The organism is Nitrosospira sp. TNL300 (assembly GCF_055385915.1).
In genome coordinates this window covers 939,722-952,865 of sequence record NZ_AP041005.1, presented here as the reverse complement: position 1 = coordinate 952,865, position 13,144 = coordinate 939,722, and the positions used below count along the sequence as shown (strand labels likewise).

Annotated in this window: 11 protein-coding genes; 8 read left to right on the top strand and 3 right to left on the bottom strand. The window is 55.8% G+C overall.

Going from position 1 to position 13,144, the window contains the following annotated elements:
- Positions 1–78: 78 nt before the first annotated feature.
- Positions 79–528 carry a Sec-independent protein translocase protein TatB gene (gene tatB / locus ACZ5BW_RS04315; RefSeq protein ID WP_464542859.1) on the top strand — a complete coding sequence of 150 codons (450 nt, stop codon included), beginning with the start codon at positions 79–81 and terminating at the stop codon, positions 526–528.
- Positions 529–669: 141 nt separating this feature from the next.
- Positions 670–1,470: a twin-arginine translocase subunit TatC gene (gene tatC / locus ACZ5BW_RS04310; protein ID WP_464542857.1), complete on the top strand. Its 801-nt coding sequence runs from the start codon at positions 670–672 to the stop codon at positions 1,468–1,470.
- A gap of 88 nt (positions 1,471–1,558) precedes the next feature.
- Here the strand turns inward: tatC and ACZ5BW_RS04305 are convergent, their stop codons facing one another.
- Complete coding sequence (locus ACZ5BW_RS04305; RefSeq protein WP_464542855.1) at positions 1,559–2,755, bottom strand: S1C family serine protease; 1,197 nt, start codon at positions 2,753–2,755, stop codon at positions 1,559–1,561.
- Positions 2,756–2,834: 79 nt separating this feature from the next.
- Here ACZ5BW_RS04305 and ACZ5BW_RS04300 point away from each other — a divergent pair, with 79 nt between their 5' ends.
- The 6 genes from ACZ5BW_RS04300 (at position 2,835) to pdxR (ending at position 10,556) form a co-directional block, all read left to right on the top strand.
- A complete protein-coding gene (locus tag ACZ5BW_RS04300; RefSeq protein WP_464542853.1) occupies positions 2,835–3,584 on the top strand; it encodes a Nif3-like dinuclear metal center hexameric protein in 750 nt (249 codons plus the stop codon).
- Positions 3,585–3,895: 311 nt separating this feature from the next.
- Positions 3,896–5,611, top strand: a complete 1,716-nt coding sequence (locus ACZ5BW_RS04295; protein WP_464541068.1) for a multiheme c-type cytochrome — start codon at positions 3,896–3,898, stop codon at positions 5,609–5,611.
- 9 nt (positions 5,612–5,620) lie between these two features.
- Positions 5,621–6,724: a hydroxylamine oxidation protein HaoB gene (gene haoB / locus ACZ5BW_RS04290; RefSeq protein WP_464542851.1), complete on the top strand. Its 1,104-nt coding sequence runs from the start codon at positions 5,621–5,623 to the stop codon at positions 6,722–6,724.
- 831 nt (positions 6,725–7,555) lie between these two features.
- Entirely contained in the window at positions 7,556–8,263 is a 708-nt protein-coding gene (gene cycA / locus ACZ5BW_RS04285; protein WP_464541064.1) for a cytochrome c-550 CycA, read from the top strand.
- A 1-nt stretch (position 8,264) separates the two neighbouring features.
- Positions 8,265–8,867 (top strand): NapC/NirT family cytochrome c, encoded by a 603-nt coding sequence (locus ACZ5BW_RS04280; protein WP_464541062.1) that lies wholly within the window; start codon positions 8,265–8,267, stop codon positions 8,865–8,867.
- Positions 8,868–9,029: 162 nt separating this feature from the next.
- Complete coding sequence (gene pdxR / locus ACZ5BW_RS04275; protein ID WP_464542849.1) at positions 9,030–10,556, top strand: MocR-like pyridoxine biosynthesis transcription factor PdxR; 1,527 nt, start codon at positions 9,030–9,032, stop codon at positions 10,554–10,556.
- Between the two features lie 361 nt (positions 10,557–10,917).
- On the opposite strand, the gene ACZ5BW_RS04270 is transcribed toward pdxR, so the two are convergent.
- On the bottom strand, positions 10,918–12,168 hold the full coding sequence (locus ACZ5BW_RS04270) for a methane monooxygenase/ammonia monooxygenase subunit B (RefSeq protein WP_464540288.1): 1,251 nt from the start codon (positions 12,166–12,168) through the stop codon (positions 10,918–10,920).
- A complete protein-coding gene (locus tag ACZ5BW_RS04265; protein ID WP_464540290.1) occupies positions 12,168–12,992 on the bottom strand; it encodes a methane monooxygenase/ammonia monooxygenase subunit A in 825 nt (274 codons plus the stop codon). Before ACZ5BW_RS04265 ends, ACZ5BW_RS04270 begins: the two co-directional genes overlap by 1 nt.
- Positions 12,993–13,144 lie beyond the last annotated feature (152 nt).

Here is a 13,144-nt window from a genome sequence, read left to right as displayed (position 1 = left end):
AAGTCGATAACGGCTTGCGAGTCCAGGTGTAGGTCAGCGTTATTCGACTGTTTCGACTCCGCCTTATTCTTGTAAAAAATGTTCGATATCAGTTTCTCGGAAGTTCTGGTCATCGCGGCAGTCGCACTGATCGTGCTAGGTCCGGAACGGCTCCCCAAAGTGGCGCGTACGCTGGGACATCTGTTCGGGCGGGCGCAGCGCTATGTCAACGATGTCAAGAGCGATATTCAGCGTGAAATTGAGCTGGACGAACTGAAAAAATGGAAAGCTTCAGTGGAGGAAACGGGTCGTTCAATCGAAAATTCGGTACATACCGAGCTGGATAAGTTTCGGGAAACGGTAGAAGCAGGCGCTGAGGCTTCCGCTATGCCTCCCCCTGCTACGGCCCCTTCTGCGGCAGAACCTTCCACACCCCCACAAAATTCCTCTCCGACTCCAGCCGGACCTGCGCCGCCGCCGGCTCAATCAACGGCGAATTCCAACGCACGCGGAACAGATGGAAATCGCGAGCGCGAAACTGCTGAATAATCCGCCTCCCGGAGGACTTGCTCAGGAATCGATTGAACGAATGCTTGTACCTCATCCCCGGTACCTCATCCCCGCTGTACTTCACTATCGACAGTGGGTATAAGTGTATCGGTCTAACCTTTCCCGCCCACCTTCCATCACATGAGTGCCGACGAAACATTTATCTCGCATCTGGTCGAGCTTCGGGCCCGGCTGCTGCGGGCGTGTGCAGGTATTCTGCTCGGCTTTTTGCCCTGTGCCTACTATGCCCGTGAGCTTTATTCGTTATTAGCGCAGCCTTTGCTCGAAAAACTTCCCGAGGGGGGGCAGATGATCGCGACGGAAGTGGTTACGCCATTCTTTGTACCCATGAAAGTAGCCATGATGGCTGCTTTTATCATTACCCTGCCCCATACTCTCTATCAGATATGGGCATTCGTCGCTCCCGGATTGTATTCCCACGAAAAGCGCCTGGTACTGCCACTGGTGCTGGTGAGCAGCATTCTGTTCGGCTGCGGCATGGCTTTTGCCTATTTTGCCGTCCTTCCCCTGGTGTTCGAATTCATTACGCATTTTGCGCCGGAAGGCGTGGCAGTGATGACAGACATCAGCAAATATCTGGATTTTGTGCTGACCATGTTCATCGCCTTCGGCATCACATTCGAGGTACCCATATTCGTTGTGATACTGGTTCGGATAGGCCTTGTTACCATTGAAAAGCTGAAGGCGATGCGCCGCTATGTTCTAGTCGGCGCTTTTGTCGTCGGCGCGATATTTACGCCGCCGGATATCGTTTCCCAATTCATGCTGGCGGTGCCGCTCTATCTGCTGTATGAACTTGGGATATTGGCCGCAGGAATCATCGGACGTTCGGAAACTCTGGCCGTTTATCAGGCTGCGGACAGTCCTGGTACGAATTCCCCTTCCGCGCAGACCGAAACAGGGGAAACAAAAAGGAGCTGAGCTACTGCCTGGGGAAAAACAGCACGTTTTCGTTCGGATAATTTCCAATCTCACGCCACAGTCACTGCGCTATCCTCTACAACCGTTTTTATTCCAACTCCTCGGGCTCCTGAAACTGCTCCTGAGGCTGAGGCTTTGGACGTTTTCCAACCTTGATCTCGATTGCCTTCTTGTTCTGGTTACGCATGACTGTAACGGTCGCCATGTTTCCGGGAGGTAATGCCGCTACCAGATTGAGCATGCCAGATGAATCGGTTACCTCTTTTCCCTCCACTCCTACAATAATGTCACCCGGCTTCACTCCGGCGCGGTCTGCGGGCCCTCCCTTGAGCACGCCGGCAATCAGCGCTCCGCTGGTAGTCGTCCGCTTGAACGACTCCGCAAGTTCCGGCGTCATATCCTGCACTTCCACGCCGATCCAGCCACGGGTCACGCCCCCTGTCCGGATGATCTGCTCCATGATCTGCTTGGCCACACCTGCTGTAATGGCAAAACCTATCCCAAGTGATCCTCCCGTTCGGGAGACTATCGCGGTGTTGATGCCGATCAGGTTACCCGATGCATCCACCAGTGCACCTCCGGAATTCCCCGGATTGATAGCGGCATCGGTCTGAATGAAATTTTCAAAGGTGTTGATACCAAGGTGAGTTCGTCCGAGTGCGCTGATAATACCCATCGTTACCGTCTGGCCCACACCGAAAGGATTACCGATCGCAAGGACAATATCGCCGACCAGCGCATTGTCGGAGTATCCGAAAGTTATGGCTGGAAGTCCTTCCATATCTACTCTTACCACTGCAAGATCGGTTTCGGGATCGGAGCCGATGACCCGCGCTTTCGTTTTTCTGCCGTCCGCCAGTGCAATCTCGATTTCATCCGCCGCTTCAATGACATGATGGTTCGTAAGGATATATCCCTGCGAACTCACGATTACCCCGGACCCCAGGCTGGCCGCACGCCGGCTTTGGGGTGATTCGAAACGATCTCCGAAGAAACGCCGGAAGAAAGGATCCTCCATCAAGGGGTGGGGTGCAGCCTTGATTTCCTTGGTGGTGAATACATTCACCACCGAGGGCATGGCCTTTTTCGCCGCGCTACTGAAGCTCCCAGGGGTAGACTCGACCTCTGCCCTGCCTGACTTGTCAGCCGGAGCTTCCTTTATGGTTACGACAGCGCCATCGCCGGATTGCCAGGGCAATAGATCCGGGCGTAAAGTCGAAACGACAAACAGGGCTGCCAGAACTATCGTGGTAGCTTGTGCGAAAACTAGCCAGAACTTGTGCATAGGTTGAGAGATGTGGAATCAGGGATAAAATAGCAGCATTTATTTTAAATCATAGACGAATGCGACTGGATGAGCAGCGATGCAAGTGAATGACCTCGAAGCCTATTTGAACCGATTGCTCGATACTGCAAAATTTCATGATTATTGCCCAAACGGGCTGCAAGTGGAAGGGCGACGCGAGGTGCGGCGACTGATAAGCGGCGTAACGGCGTCGCTCGATTTTCTCGAAGCTGCCATCGCGGCTCGAGCGGATGCAGTCCTGGTGCATCACGGATATTTCTGGCGCGGTGAGAATCCCTGCCTGACCGGAATGAGGCGGCAGCGCATTGCGCTGCTGCTGGCGCACGACATCAGCCTGCTCTCCTATCATCTGCCGCTGGATGCTCATCCCGAACTGGGCAACAACGCGCAGTTGTCCCGCAAACTGGGTCTGCGGGAAACCGGTCGTTTCGGGGAGCAAGGTATTGGCATGCTTGGAGTCTTGCCATCGAACGTATCGAACCTGAAAGAATTACGGGTAAGTGTGGAACAAGTTCTCTCCCGTACACCGCTGGTCATAGGCGACGATGCACGGCTGGTAAAACGGGTGGCGTGGTGCACCGGCGCCGCCCAGGATTATTTTGGTGACGCCATCGATCTCGGCACAGACGTGTTTATCACCGGGGAAATTTCCGAGCGAACCGTACATCTTGCGCGCGAATCGGGCGTTGCTTTTATTTCAGCCGGGCATCACGCCACCGAGCGATATGGCGTGCAAGCCCTGGGAGAGCACATTTCTGAAAAATTCGGCATCAGCCATCAGTATATCGATATCGACAACCCCGTATGAGGGGTGTAAAAAAATAAAGCGGTGAAGGTTGCTTGAGGCTTTGAGGCTTTGTGGCTTTGTGGCTTTGTGGTTGAATACTCGCCTCACAAAACGGTTCCCAGTGGCACCAGAAAGAGTCCCGGTACTGGTGCTACCGGTTTATATAAACCAGCGATACAGTATGACCACAATAATTTTAAGATCGCTAGGGGTATTCCGTCCTGAAATCCGGCTGTTTCAAGGGTTTGACGTATTTCCGAACAGAGCGGGCAGGAATTGCAGGTCCAGACACAACAACATCATTACGGAGTAAAGGAGAGAAGCAGATGTTAATGAAGCCTTGGCTGAGGCTGGTTACGCTTGCGTGTGGGGTGCTGTTTGCGGGCGCCACGTGGGCTAACTTTCCCAGCGTTCCCAAAGAGACGTATAAGGCACTGAAGCTGGAGCAGTCGGCCTCGCCGAAGGATCTGCATTCAGCGCTGGTGAAGCGTTACAAGGATCCTGCGCAGGGAGCGGGACGTGGCACGCTGGCGAAGTACTGGGAGCCGATCCCGATGAGCATGTACTTTGACCCTGCCTCATATTACAAGCCGCCGACCTCGATGAAGGAAGTTGCGGCGCGTGAGGAATGCGTCAAATGCCACACGGACGAATCGCCGGTATGGGTGAGTGCCTGGAAGAGGAGCACGCACGCGAACCTGGACAAGGTCCGGAACCTGAAGCCTGAAGACCCGACGTACTACAAGAAGGCGAAGCTTGAAGATGTGGAGAAGAATCTTCGCTCGATGGGCAAGCTTGGGGCCAACGACAAGCTCAAGGAAGTAGGGTGTATCGACTGCCACGTCGACATCAACAAGAAAGACAAGGCAGACCACATGAAGGATTTGCGCATGCCGACGGCGGACGTGTGCGGCACCTGCCACCTGCAGGAATTTGCCGAACGCGAATCCGAGCGTGACACCCTGATATGGCCGAACAAGCAATGGCCGCAGGGGCGCCCCTCGCACGCACTGGACTGGAAGGCCAACGTCGAAGTAGCGGTATTTGCCTCCATGCCACAGCGCGAGATTGCCGAAGGCTGCAGCATGTGCCACACCAACCAGAACAAATGCGACTCCTGCCACACGCGGCACGAATTCTCTGCTGCCGAATCGCGTCATCCTGAAGCCTGCGCCACCTGCCACAGCGGAGTAGACCACAACAACTGGGAAGCCTACTCCATGAGCAAGCACGGCAAGACGGTATCGATCATGGGCGACAAGTGGAACTGGAACGCACCCCTGAAGGACGCCTACACCAAGGGCGGGCAGACAGCGCCCACCTGTGCCGGCTGCCACTTCGAATATGAAGGCAAGTACAGCCACAACGTCGTGCGCAAGATACGCTGGGCCAACTACCCCGCGGTTCCCGGCATTGCCGAGAACATCAACAGCGAATGGTCGGAAGCGCGGCTTGACTCCTGGGTCAAGACCTGCACGCAATGCCACTCCGAGCGTTTTGCCCGCTCCTATCTTGAATTCATGGACAAGGGCACGCTGCACGGCATAGCCAAGTACAAGGAAGCGCACGCCGTGGCCGAGAAGCTCTACAAGGAAGGGATGCTGACCGGGCAGAAGACCAACCGTCCGACCCCGCTGCCGCCTGACAAGGAAATGTTCGCAGGCTTCACCCAGCTCTACTGGAGCAAGGACAACAACCCTGCTGCAATCGAGCTCAAGGTGCTGGAAATGGGAGAGAACAACCTTCCCAAACTGCACGTAGGGTTGGCGCACGTCAATCCGGGTGGCTGGACCTATACCGAAGGCTGGGGCCCGATGAACCGCGACTACGTCGAAGTCATGGACGAGAACACCAAGATCCGTGAAATGGCGGCGTTGCAGGCGAAAGTAGCCAAGCTCGATGCCAAGCGCAAGACAAGCCTGTTCGACCTTGACAGCAGCGAGAAGCTCTCGCTTGGCGGTCTGGGTGGCGGCATGCTGCTTGCTGGCACGCTTGCCCTGGCAGGCTGGCGCCGGCGCGAGAAGAACGAGGGCGTCCGCAAGGACTGATATCCTGTTTTGACCGCAAGTACCTCTAGCCGCGCCATCCTGGCGCGGCCTGGCTCCAAACTCCTCCCCTCACTGGGCATTCTCCTGGTGGCGGGAGGAATTCTTTTACTCCTGTGGTTTGCCTGGGCGTGGTTCAATCCCGGGCCTGCCCCCTACCGCTACCAGCTGGTGGAAGAAGGCAGCGCAGACAAATTCCCGCAACTTGGACTGGGCAAGTGGCCGGACCTTTCCATTGCCCGGTACGAAGTCTTTGCCGAAGACATTCCCCAGCCGCTGGCGGTGCTGCATGCGGCTAGGCGCGGCAATGACGCCCCGGTGAGGCTCGACTGGGAAAACCGCACGAGTGAGCTGCTGCTCACCACCGATCTCAAACTCAATGAACTGGCCACCCTGGCTGCCGCCATCGACAAGTACGCCGGCAAGGATGCGCTGGTGCTTGGCTGGTGGGACACCTCGCGCCAGCTGAAGCTTCTCTCGAAGCGCGACACCCTGTTTAGCGGGCAGTTCTCCGAGTACCTGGTCATACCCGCTCCGTGGCAGAAGCAGGCTGACGCCATCCGCAAATACGAAGACGACTTCTGGGGCGGCAAGGCAGGACGGGAAGAGGAGCAGAGATTCGAGCGCTTTGCCGATGCTCTGCTGGCCGAACCTGAAGCGGGTGCTGCCATCCTGCGCGAACTGGCGGGCGATCGCGAAGCCTATGTCGCCATTCATGTCACCGACCTGTACAAGCTTGGCATCATGCGTCCGGGCCAGTTCGACGTTGCCTATCGCAACTTCCCGATGGAAGGCAACATGCATGGCATGGTCGACTATCTCAAGAGATGGGTACAGGACAACAACTACAAGACCTATACCCTGCAATCCCTGTCGGACAGGCTGATGCGCGGCTACTTCCTCAAGGATGACAAAAGCGACCGGACGCTGATTGCGCAGATGCTGCCGTTCACCGAATCGATGCCGCTTGACCTGGCTGCGGTGCAACTCATCTACCAGACCGGGGGCTACTGGGTGTACAGGCTACCGGGCGGCAAGGAGCCTGCATCTCCCGGCGCAATCCCGGAGGATGCCGCATCTTTCCCAACTCCCAGTCTGCCTCCAGCCTCTGAGTAAACCGATATCTGGCAGCCGGCAGCAGCGGTTAATGACCGCTCACTTCTGCCGGCAGCCGCATTGCTAACCGCACCACCTGTCAAATCAGCTATAAAGCAAGAAGTAAGGTAGCTTAGGCCTTGCCCGGGCATGCCTTCTTTATCTGAAGTAGGTCAGGCTTTGCCTGACAGACTATTGATTCCTGGTTGAGGATGTAGAACAGGTTATGTCTGTGCCCGCGTTTCTTCCATTCATCTGTAGCCCTTGTCCTTGCTCGTCCTCACCCTCACCCTATTGATTCTCCTCTGGGGAAGATAACCTGCAAAGCGACCGTGCACGGGAGCAAGGATTTTCGCTGTAGTAAGCCTGAAACAGATACCAGATATAAACTGCGAAAAGGATCGCGCGTGGGAAAAAGGGAATTTCGGCGACGATACCAGCCATACATACGTACACTTTGTATCAGGGCGCGATCCCGGCGCCCCTCCGCTGCCCGACCCCGCTTCGCGGGTCCCCCGTGCTGCGCTCCGGGACGCCCTGCCCAATCCCGCTTCGGGTCCCCCGTGCTGCGCTTCAGGCGCCACCGGTACCAGTGGTACCAGAAAGAGTGATAGTACTGGTGCTACCCGTCCCTATAAACGGGAGATACAGTATGGGTACAATAAAAGGTGTGTCCTGAAGTTGCGATCATTGCGCTATCATTACAATGACAGGGAAGACAAACAGAAGAACAAGAACAGGGAATAACAAAATACGGATCAGTTGTAGTCGCATGAAGCTGGAAGAGATACAAAAATCCAGGGATATAACGGAAACAACGGATATACTTGCCGAAAGAAAAAAGGAGGAAGGATGAACCATCGCATGACACTCGCCCTGACCGCGGCAGCGCTGTTTGCGGTCATGGCAGGCAGCGCGTCTGCCCAATCGTTTGAAGGCCGCAAGAAATGCAGTTCCTGTCACAAGAGCCAGGCCGAATCCTTCGGCAGCACGGCGCACGCCAAGGCCATGGACTCGTTGAAGCCCAACAACAAGGCCGAAGCCAAGAAGAAGGCCAAGCTCGATCCTGCCAAGGACTACACCAAGGACAAGGACTGTGTCGGCTGTCATGTGGATGGCTGGGGCAAGGAAGGCGGCTATACGATTGAAGACCCGAGCAAGTTCTTAACCGGAGTAGGCTGCGAATCCTGCCATGGACCCGGCTCCAAGTATCGCGGCATCCACCGCAAAGCCGGTGCCGCTTTCGAGAAATCGAAGAAGACCGCCTCCCGCCAGGTACTGGCCGATGCCGGTCAGGACTTCAGCTTCGAGGAAAGCTGCAATGCCTGCCACATGAACTACAAGGGCAGCCCGTGGAAGGGCGCGAAGGAACCCTACACCCCCTTCACCCCGGAAGTGGACAAGAAATACACCTTCGACTTTGACAAGTACGTGAAGGACACCAAGGCCATGCACGAACACTTCAAGCTCGATGGCGTCTTCACTGGCGATCCGAAGTTCAAGTACCACGATGAATTCCAGGCCAGCGCCAAGGTAGGCGAGAAAGGTTCGGACGACTGACATGGCGATGAAGACAGGCAGTGCCCTCCTGGTAGGCACACTCTTGGGGGTGGTGATGGTGGCGGTGGTATTGGGCGGCGAAGCGGCCGTCTCCACCACCGAATTCTGCACCAGTTGCCACTCCATGACTTATCCGGCCGAGGAGTTGAAGGAATCCTCGCACTATGGCGCTCTTGGCGCCAACCCTGGCTGCAAGGATTGCCACATCCCGCAGGGATTGCAGAACTTCCATCTGGCGGTGGCGACCCATGTGGTGGATGGGGCGCGCGAGCTCTATCTCGAGACGGTCAACGACTACTCCACGCTGGAGAAATTCAACGAGCGTCGATTGATCATGGCGCACGATGCGCGCATGAATCTCAAGAAGTGGGACAGCCGCACCTGCCGCGCCTGCCACCGGAATCCGCAGCCTCCTGGAGCGGATGCCAAGGCTGCGCACAAGAAGATGGAGACGGAAGGGGCCACCTGCATCGACTGTCACCAGAACCTGGTGCACAAGGAGGTTGCAGAAACCGACCTGAACGAGAGCATCAAGCAGGGCAAGATGGTGCTCAAGCCCGAAAAGAAGGATGAGGACGACGAGGAAGAGGAAGACGAGGAGTAAGCACTCGCTTCGTATATAGGCAGCCCTCAATCAGCCGCTCTCATAAATGAGTGAGAGCGGCTGATATGGTATGTAGGCTTACGTTAATTATAAAAATATGTCAGAATTAATAATTTACCTGGAACAGAAATCCAGCGCGCGTACCTGCCGCCATGAATATATATGGCAATTCCCATTGAACTCGACCACAACAGCCGTCAATCGCTGCAAGGCCAGATTTTTGACCAGTTACGCCACCTTATCCTGGGAGGTAAACTAAAACCCGGTACACTCATCCCGGCAAGCCGTGTGCTTGCCGAACAGCTGGGTATTTCCCGTAACACTGTTTTGCTGGTTTATGATCGCTTGATTGCCGAGGGCTATCTTCAGGCCCGGAAGGCAATTGGAACGTATGTAAACCTTGAGCTTCCTGAAACCTGTCTTTCTGCCACCCGTAGGGTAACTCCCTCCTCTCCCGGTGACGAAGAGCTTGTCAAACGGCCAGTAATTCCATTTATCGGCCACATACACGCCAACAATAATATTCAGCATCTCGATTTTGATTTTTGCCCGGACCGCATTGGTCTCGACCTGTTTCCCCATAAGATATGGCGCCGCTTTGTAAATAAGACATTCATGTCTGCAAATATGCACTTCGAGGAATGTTGCGATCCCGGTGGACTATCGGAACTACGGGAAGTCATCGCTGCCCACCTTGGAGTCGCGCGAGGTATCAGCGTTTCGTCAGATCAGATAATCGTTACCGCTGGTTCTCAGGAAGGATTGAATCTTGCTGCTCGCCTCCTTGTAAAAGAGGGAACAATGGTTGCAACGGAAAATCCCTGCTACCACGGAGCCACTTCTCTTTTCGAGAGTTACTATGCAAAATTGATTCCCGTGCCTGTGGATGAGGCAGGACTCGACGTTGAACAACTACCAAGGGAGGGAGTTGCACTTTTATTTGTTACCCCTTCTCATCAATTTCCCCTGGGCTTCACCTTGCCCATTGAGCGGCGGTTGAAGCTTCTGGATTGGGCGCGGCGTTGCGGGGCATTCATCATAGAGGACGATTACGATTCAGATTTTCGATATCGCGGATCGCCCCTGACAGCCCTCATGGGGCTCGATGATTATGGGTGTGTCATGTACCTGGGTACATTCTCCAAATCCATGGGGGCGGGCCTACGACTAGGCTATCTGGTGGTACCCAAAGCATTGATTCCTGCTGCCCGTTCTGCGAAAGCTCTGCTTAACAATGGACATGCCTGGCTGGATCAGGCGACCATGGCCGAGTTTATCCGCAGCGGCGCCTACGGCAACCATCTGAGACGCATGCGAAATATGTATGGTAAGCGCCGTGATTGTCTCGTGGAAGCACTACGGGAACATTTTGGCGCAGTCCGCCTTAGCGGGCTTGAGAGTGGTCTGCATCTGGCGTGGCATCTTCCTGATCACTACCCACCCGCAGCTCAGCTTCAGACAATTGCGTTACGTCATGGAGTAAGAATCTACTCGATCGGAGGGGGTACGGGCTATGATTACGGTGGCTGTCGCTATAGCGTTCGTACGCTCGTGTTAGGTTTTTCTTCCCTCAACGAATACCAGATTCGAGCTGGTGTTCGACGAATTGCCGATGCTTTCGCGGATATGTCACTCAACTCCCTTTCCACGCGAGAGAAAGCGGATAAGGTAGCAACATCCTCCCTTTAGGACAACCTGCCGTCGTTCGTATCAAATGTCTTATGAATAAATAAGACACTTCTGTAGCATCTCTGCCACTTTCCGCTGTCTACAGTCGATATTATCGAAATTAAGCGGCTATATACTATGGCTTTAAGGGGTTGGCTTCCGGATCTCTTGGAGAGCTTATAGGGAAATTAATAGAGAAAGCTAAAAATGGCAAAAAAAACACCGATCCACCTTGCCGTCTGTAACGGTGGCGGACCGGTGTTTGCGTGTTGCCATATTCCAGTCTTTTTCCCCGGCTCCCACCCTGATCAGGGCAGGAGCCAGGCTGCTTAAGGTTGATTCCAGGGTTTGACCCTATAGGGGCTGACCCCGGGGTTTGACCTTAGAGCTTGGTGAAGACCGGGATGACCGCACCTGCGATGCTGTTGATGTTGCGATCGCCGTCATCGCTCCAGGTCATGAGAAGTCCGCCAAAGCGGCTTTCCGGGTCACCCAGGAGCGCCATCAGCCGTTGCACTTCCCACAGCGCGTCTTTCGCTTCCATCTTGACTTCGCGCGTCTCGCCAGGCTGGATCGGCGTATCGCTGTCAAACGACAGGCCGGTGGCCACCAGTTCCTTCGGATAGCCGCGGTCCAGGTGCTTCAAGCCCACCTTGTTGATGAAGCGCACGCCCGCAGTGGTGAATTCCCCGATGCGATAGGCCTTGTCGCCGCTGTTGGTCACACTCATCGTCACCCGCAAGGCGCGTCCCGGCACGTCGTAGTTGGCGTGCGTGACCTTGATTGCGATCGGGTTGGGTTTCACCGGCAGCGGTTCGACCTTCGATTCGCCCGCCTGGATCGGCACCGTGTAGGGATGCTTGTTCTCAGTGTAGCGATAGCCGCCCCAGACAATGCCAAAGGTGAGAATCAGCACCACCCACGCTACCTTCCTGTCCATGGGGTCGAGCAGGAGCTCGTCTCCATAGGCCAGCAGCACCCGGCTCCTTGGCAGGAACATGGGCCGCGCTACGTAGTAGCCGATCCAGAAGACGCCAAGGGACAACCACAGGATGTGCCAGAAGATGCCGTTGCTGAAGTTGAAGGTCTCGGTGTCGATGGTCTCGCCCGTCAAGAGCTTCACCGGGTTGGTGAAGTCGTCCCAACTGCCGGAGATGTTCATCCAGGCGGCAGGACCTGCAATCGGGCCTGCGTCCTTGATGTTGACCATGGCGTGCATGTGGTGGCGTCCGGGAATGCGGGCCTTGAGCCTGACTTCAAAGGCGTAGTCGCGCCCGATCTCCATCGGTCCGGAGATGTAGGTGGGCTCGCCATTGAGCTTGGTGGACAGGCGCACGAACACGGGGCTGGGGCTGCCTACGTTGAAGAAGGCGCGACCAGGCTTGCCCACCGCGCGCGGCCAGTCTTCGGCCAGGTGGAATTTGCCGGTCATGGTGGCGATGTCGTTGACCTTGGTGGTCTCGGGGCCCCATTTCATGTCATACCACTGGATGGTGCGCATGCGCAGGAACGGTTCCTGCGAACGCTCTCCATGCGCTGCCGCCGGCTGGATGTCAAGCGTCAGCGCCAGTCCCAGGGCGGCAATACTGCAGAATCCTGCAATGCTCTTCTTGAACAGGTTCTTTGCGTTCATTATTTGATCCCCTCGGCAAAGCCTTCTTCGCCAAATGCCGTCACGTCGTTCTGCATGCTGACACGGCCGCGCGCACCCTTGACATAGTAGAAGGCGGTGCAGTAGACCTTGCCAAAGTACCACCAGACGGTGAACATGAGCATGGAGACGAACGCGGAGAAGAAGGAGGCAATAACCGTGGTGTGACCGCCAAAGGTCCTGAGCGACCCTTGTTCGATCAGGCGCACGTACTCAGGGGTGCCGGTACGGACATACAGAAAGCCCGTGTAGTCGGCTACCGAGAGCAGCACGCCTTCTGCCACCAGCGGCAGGTGGGTCGGGCCGAAGATGGTCCAGTTGCCAGGGTAGAACAACAGGCCGTAGGCGCCACCGCCAACCAGAGCCGTGATCATCCAGTTGCGCGTCAGGAGCATGACGGTGTCCATCACCAGCGCGCCAGGAATCATGGTGGAGGGGAATACAAAGTTCATGGGGTAGTGCGACCACCAGTAGAAGCCCCAGAAGCGGGTCAGCCATTCGCCCGTCAGCAGGCACACCACGCACAGGGTGGCCCCGAACGGCAGGCGGTAGTTCACCCACAGGTAGTACATGATGGCAGCGCAGTAGGTGATCCCTACGATCGGGGTTACCACCGGCCACCATTGCCGGTCCTTCCAGTCAAGCCAGAAGTCCCAGTCACCCGCCAGCAGCATGAAGTGCATGTGGTAGGTTCCAACCAGAAGAATGCATAGAATCGGGAAGTAAATCACGTCTATCATCCTGGACATCTTTACCGCTTCAGGCGGCATCTTCGCCGCCTTCAGTATTTCATCTGTTCTGCTCATCGCACCCTCCCTCAAATGTTACGCGACTAAAACTGTCAATTGTTGCTGCGAGTTCCAGGGAACCTCGTGATTCAGCAAGGGTCTACATGACTGGATAAATCCTGCATGAATCCCTTGCTGCTTCCTTGCTGCTCCCAGGTTCAGCGGCTCCT

What these genes read in the sequence shown, in the direction of transcription:
- ACZ5BW_RS04265 (WP_464540290.1), bottom strand. Translation starts at nt 12,992, where the DNA reads ATGAGCAGAACAGATGAAATACTGAAGGCGGCGAAGATGCCGCCTGAA.
- ACZ5BW_RS04270 (WP_464540288.1), bottom strand. Translation starts at nt 12,168, where the DNA reads ATGAACGCAAAGAACCTGTTCAAGAAGAGCATTGCAGGATTCTGCAGT.
- tatB (WP_464542859.1), top strand. Translation starts at nt 79, where the DNA reads ATGTTCGATATCAGTTTCTCGGAAGTTCTGGTCATCGCGGCAGTCGCA.
- ACZ5BW_RS04305 (WP_464542855.1), bottom strand. Translation starts at nt 2,755, where the DNA reads ATGCACAAGTTCTGGCTAGTTTTCGCACAAGCTACCACGATAGTTCTG.
- ACZ5BW_RS04300 (WP_464542853.1), top strand. Translation starts at nt 2,835, where the DNA reads ATGCAAGTGAATGACCTCGAAGCCTATTTGAACCGATTGCTCGATACT.
- cycA (WP_464541064.1), top strand. Translation starts at nt 7,556, where the DNA reads ATGAACCATCGCATGACACTCGCCCTGACCGCGGCAGCGCTGTTTGCG.
- ACZ5BW_RS04280 (WP_464541062.1), top strand. Translation starts at nt 8,265, where the DNA reads ATGGCGATGAAGACAGGCAGTGCCCTCCTGGTAGGCACACTCTTGGGG.
- pdxR (WP_464542849.1), top strand. Translation starts at nt 9,030, where the DNA reads ATGGCAATTCCCATTGAACTCGACCACAACAGCCGTCAATCGCTGCAA.
- tatC (WP_464542857.1), top strand. Translation starts at nt 670, where the DNA reads ATGAGTGCCGACGAAACATTTATCTCGCATCTGGTCGAGCTTCGGGCC.
- ACZ5BW_RS04295 (WP_464541068.1), top strand. Translation starts at nt 3,896, where the DNA reads ATGAAGCCTTGGCTGAGGCTGGTTACGCTTGCGTGTGGGGTGCTGTTT.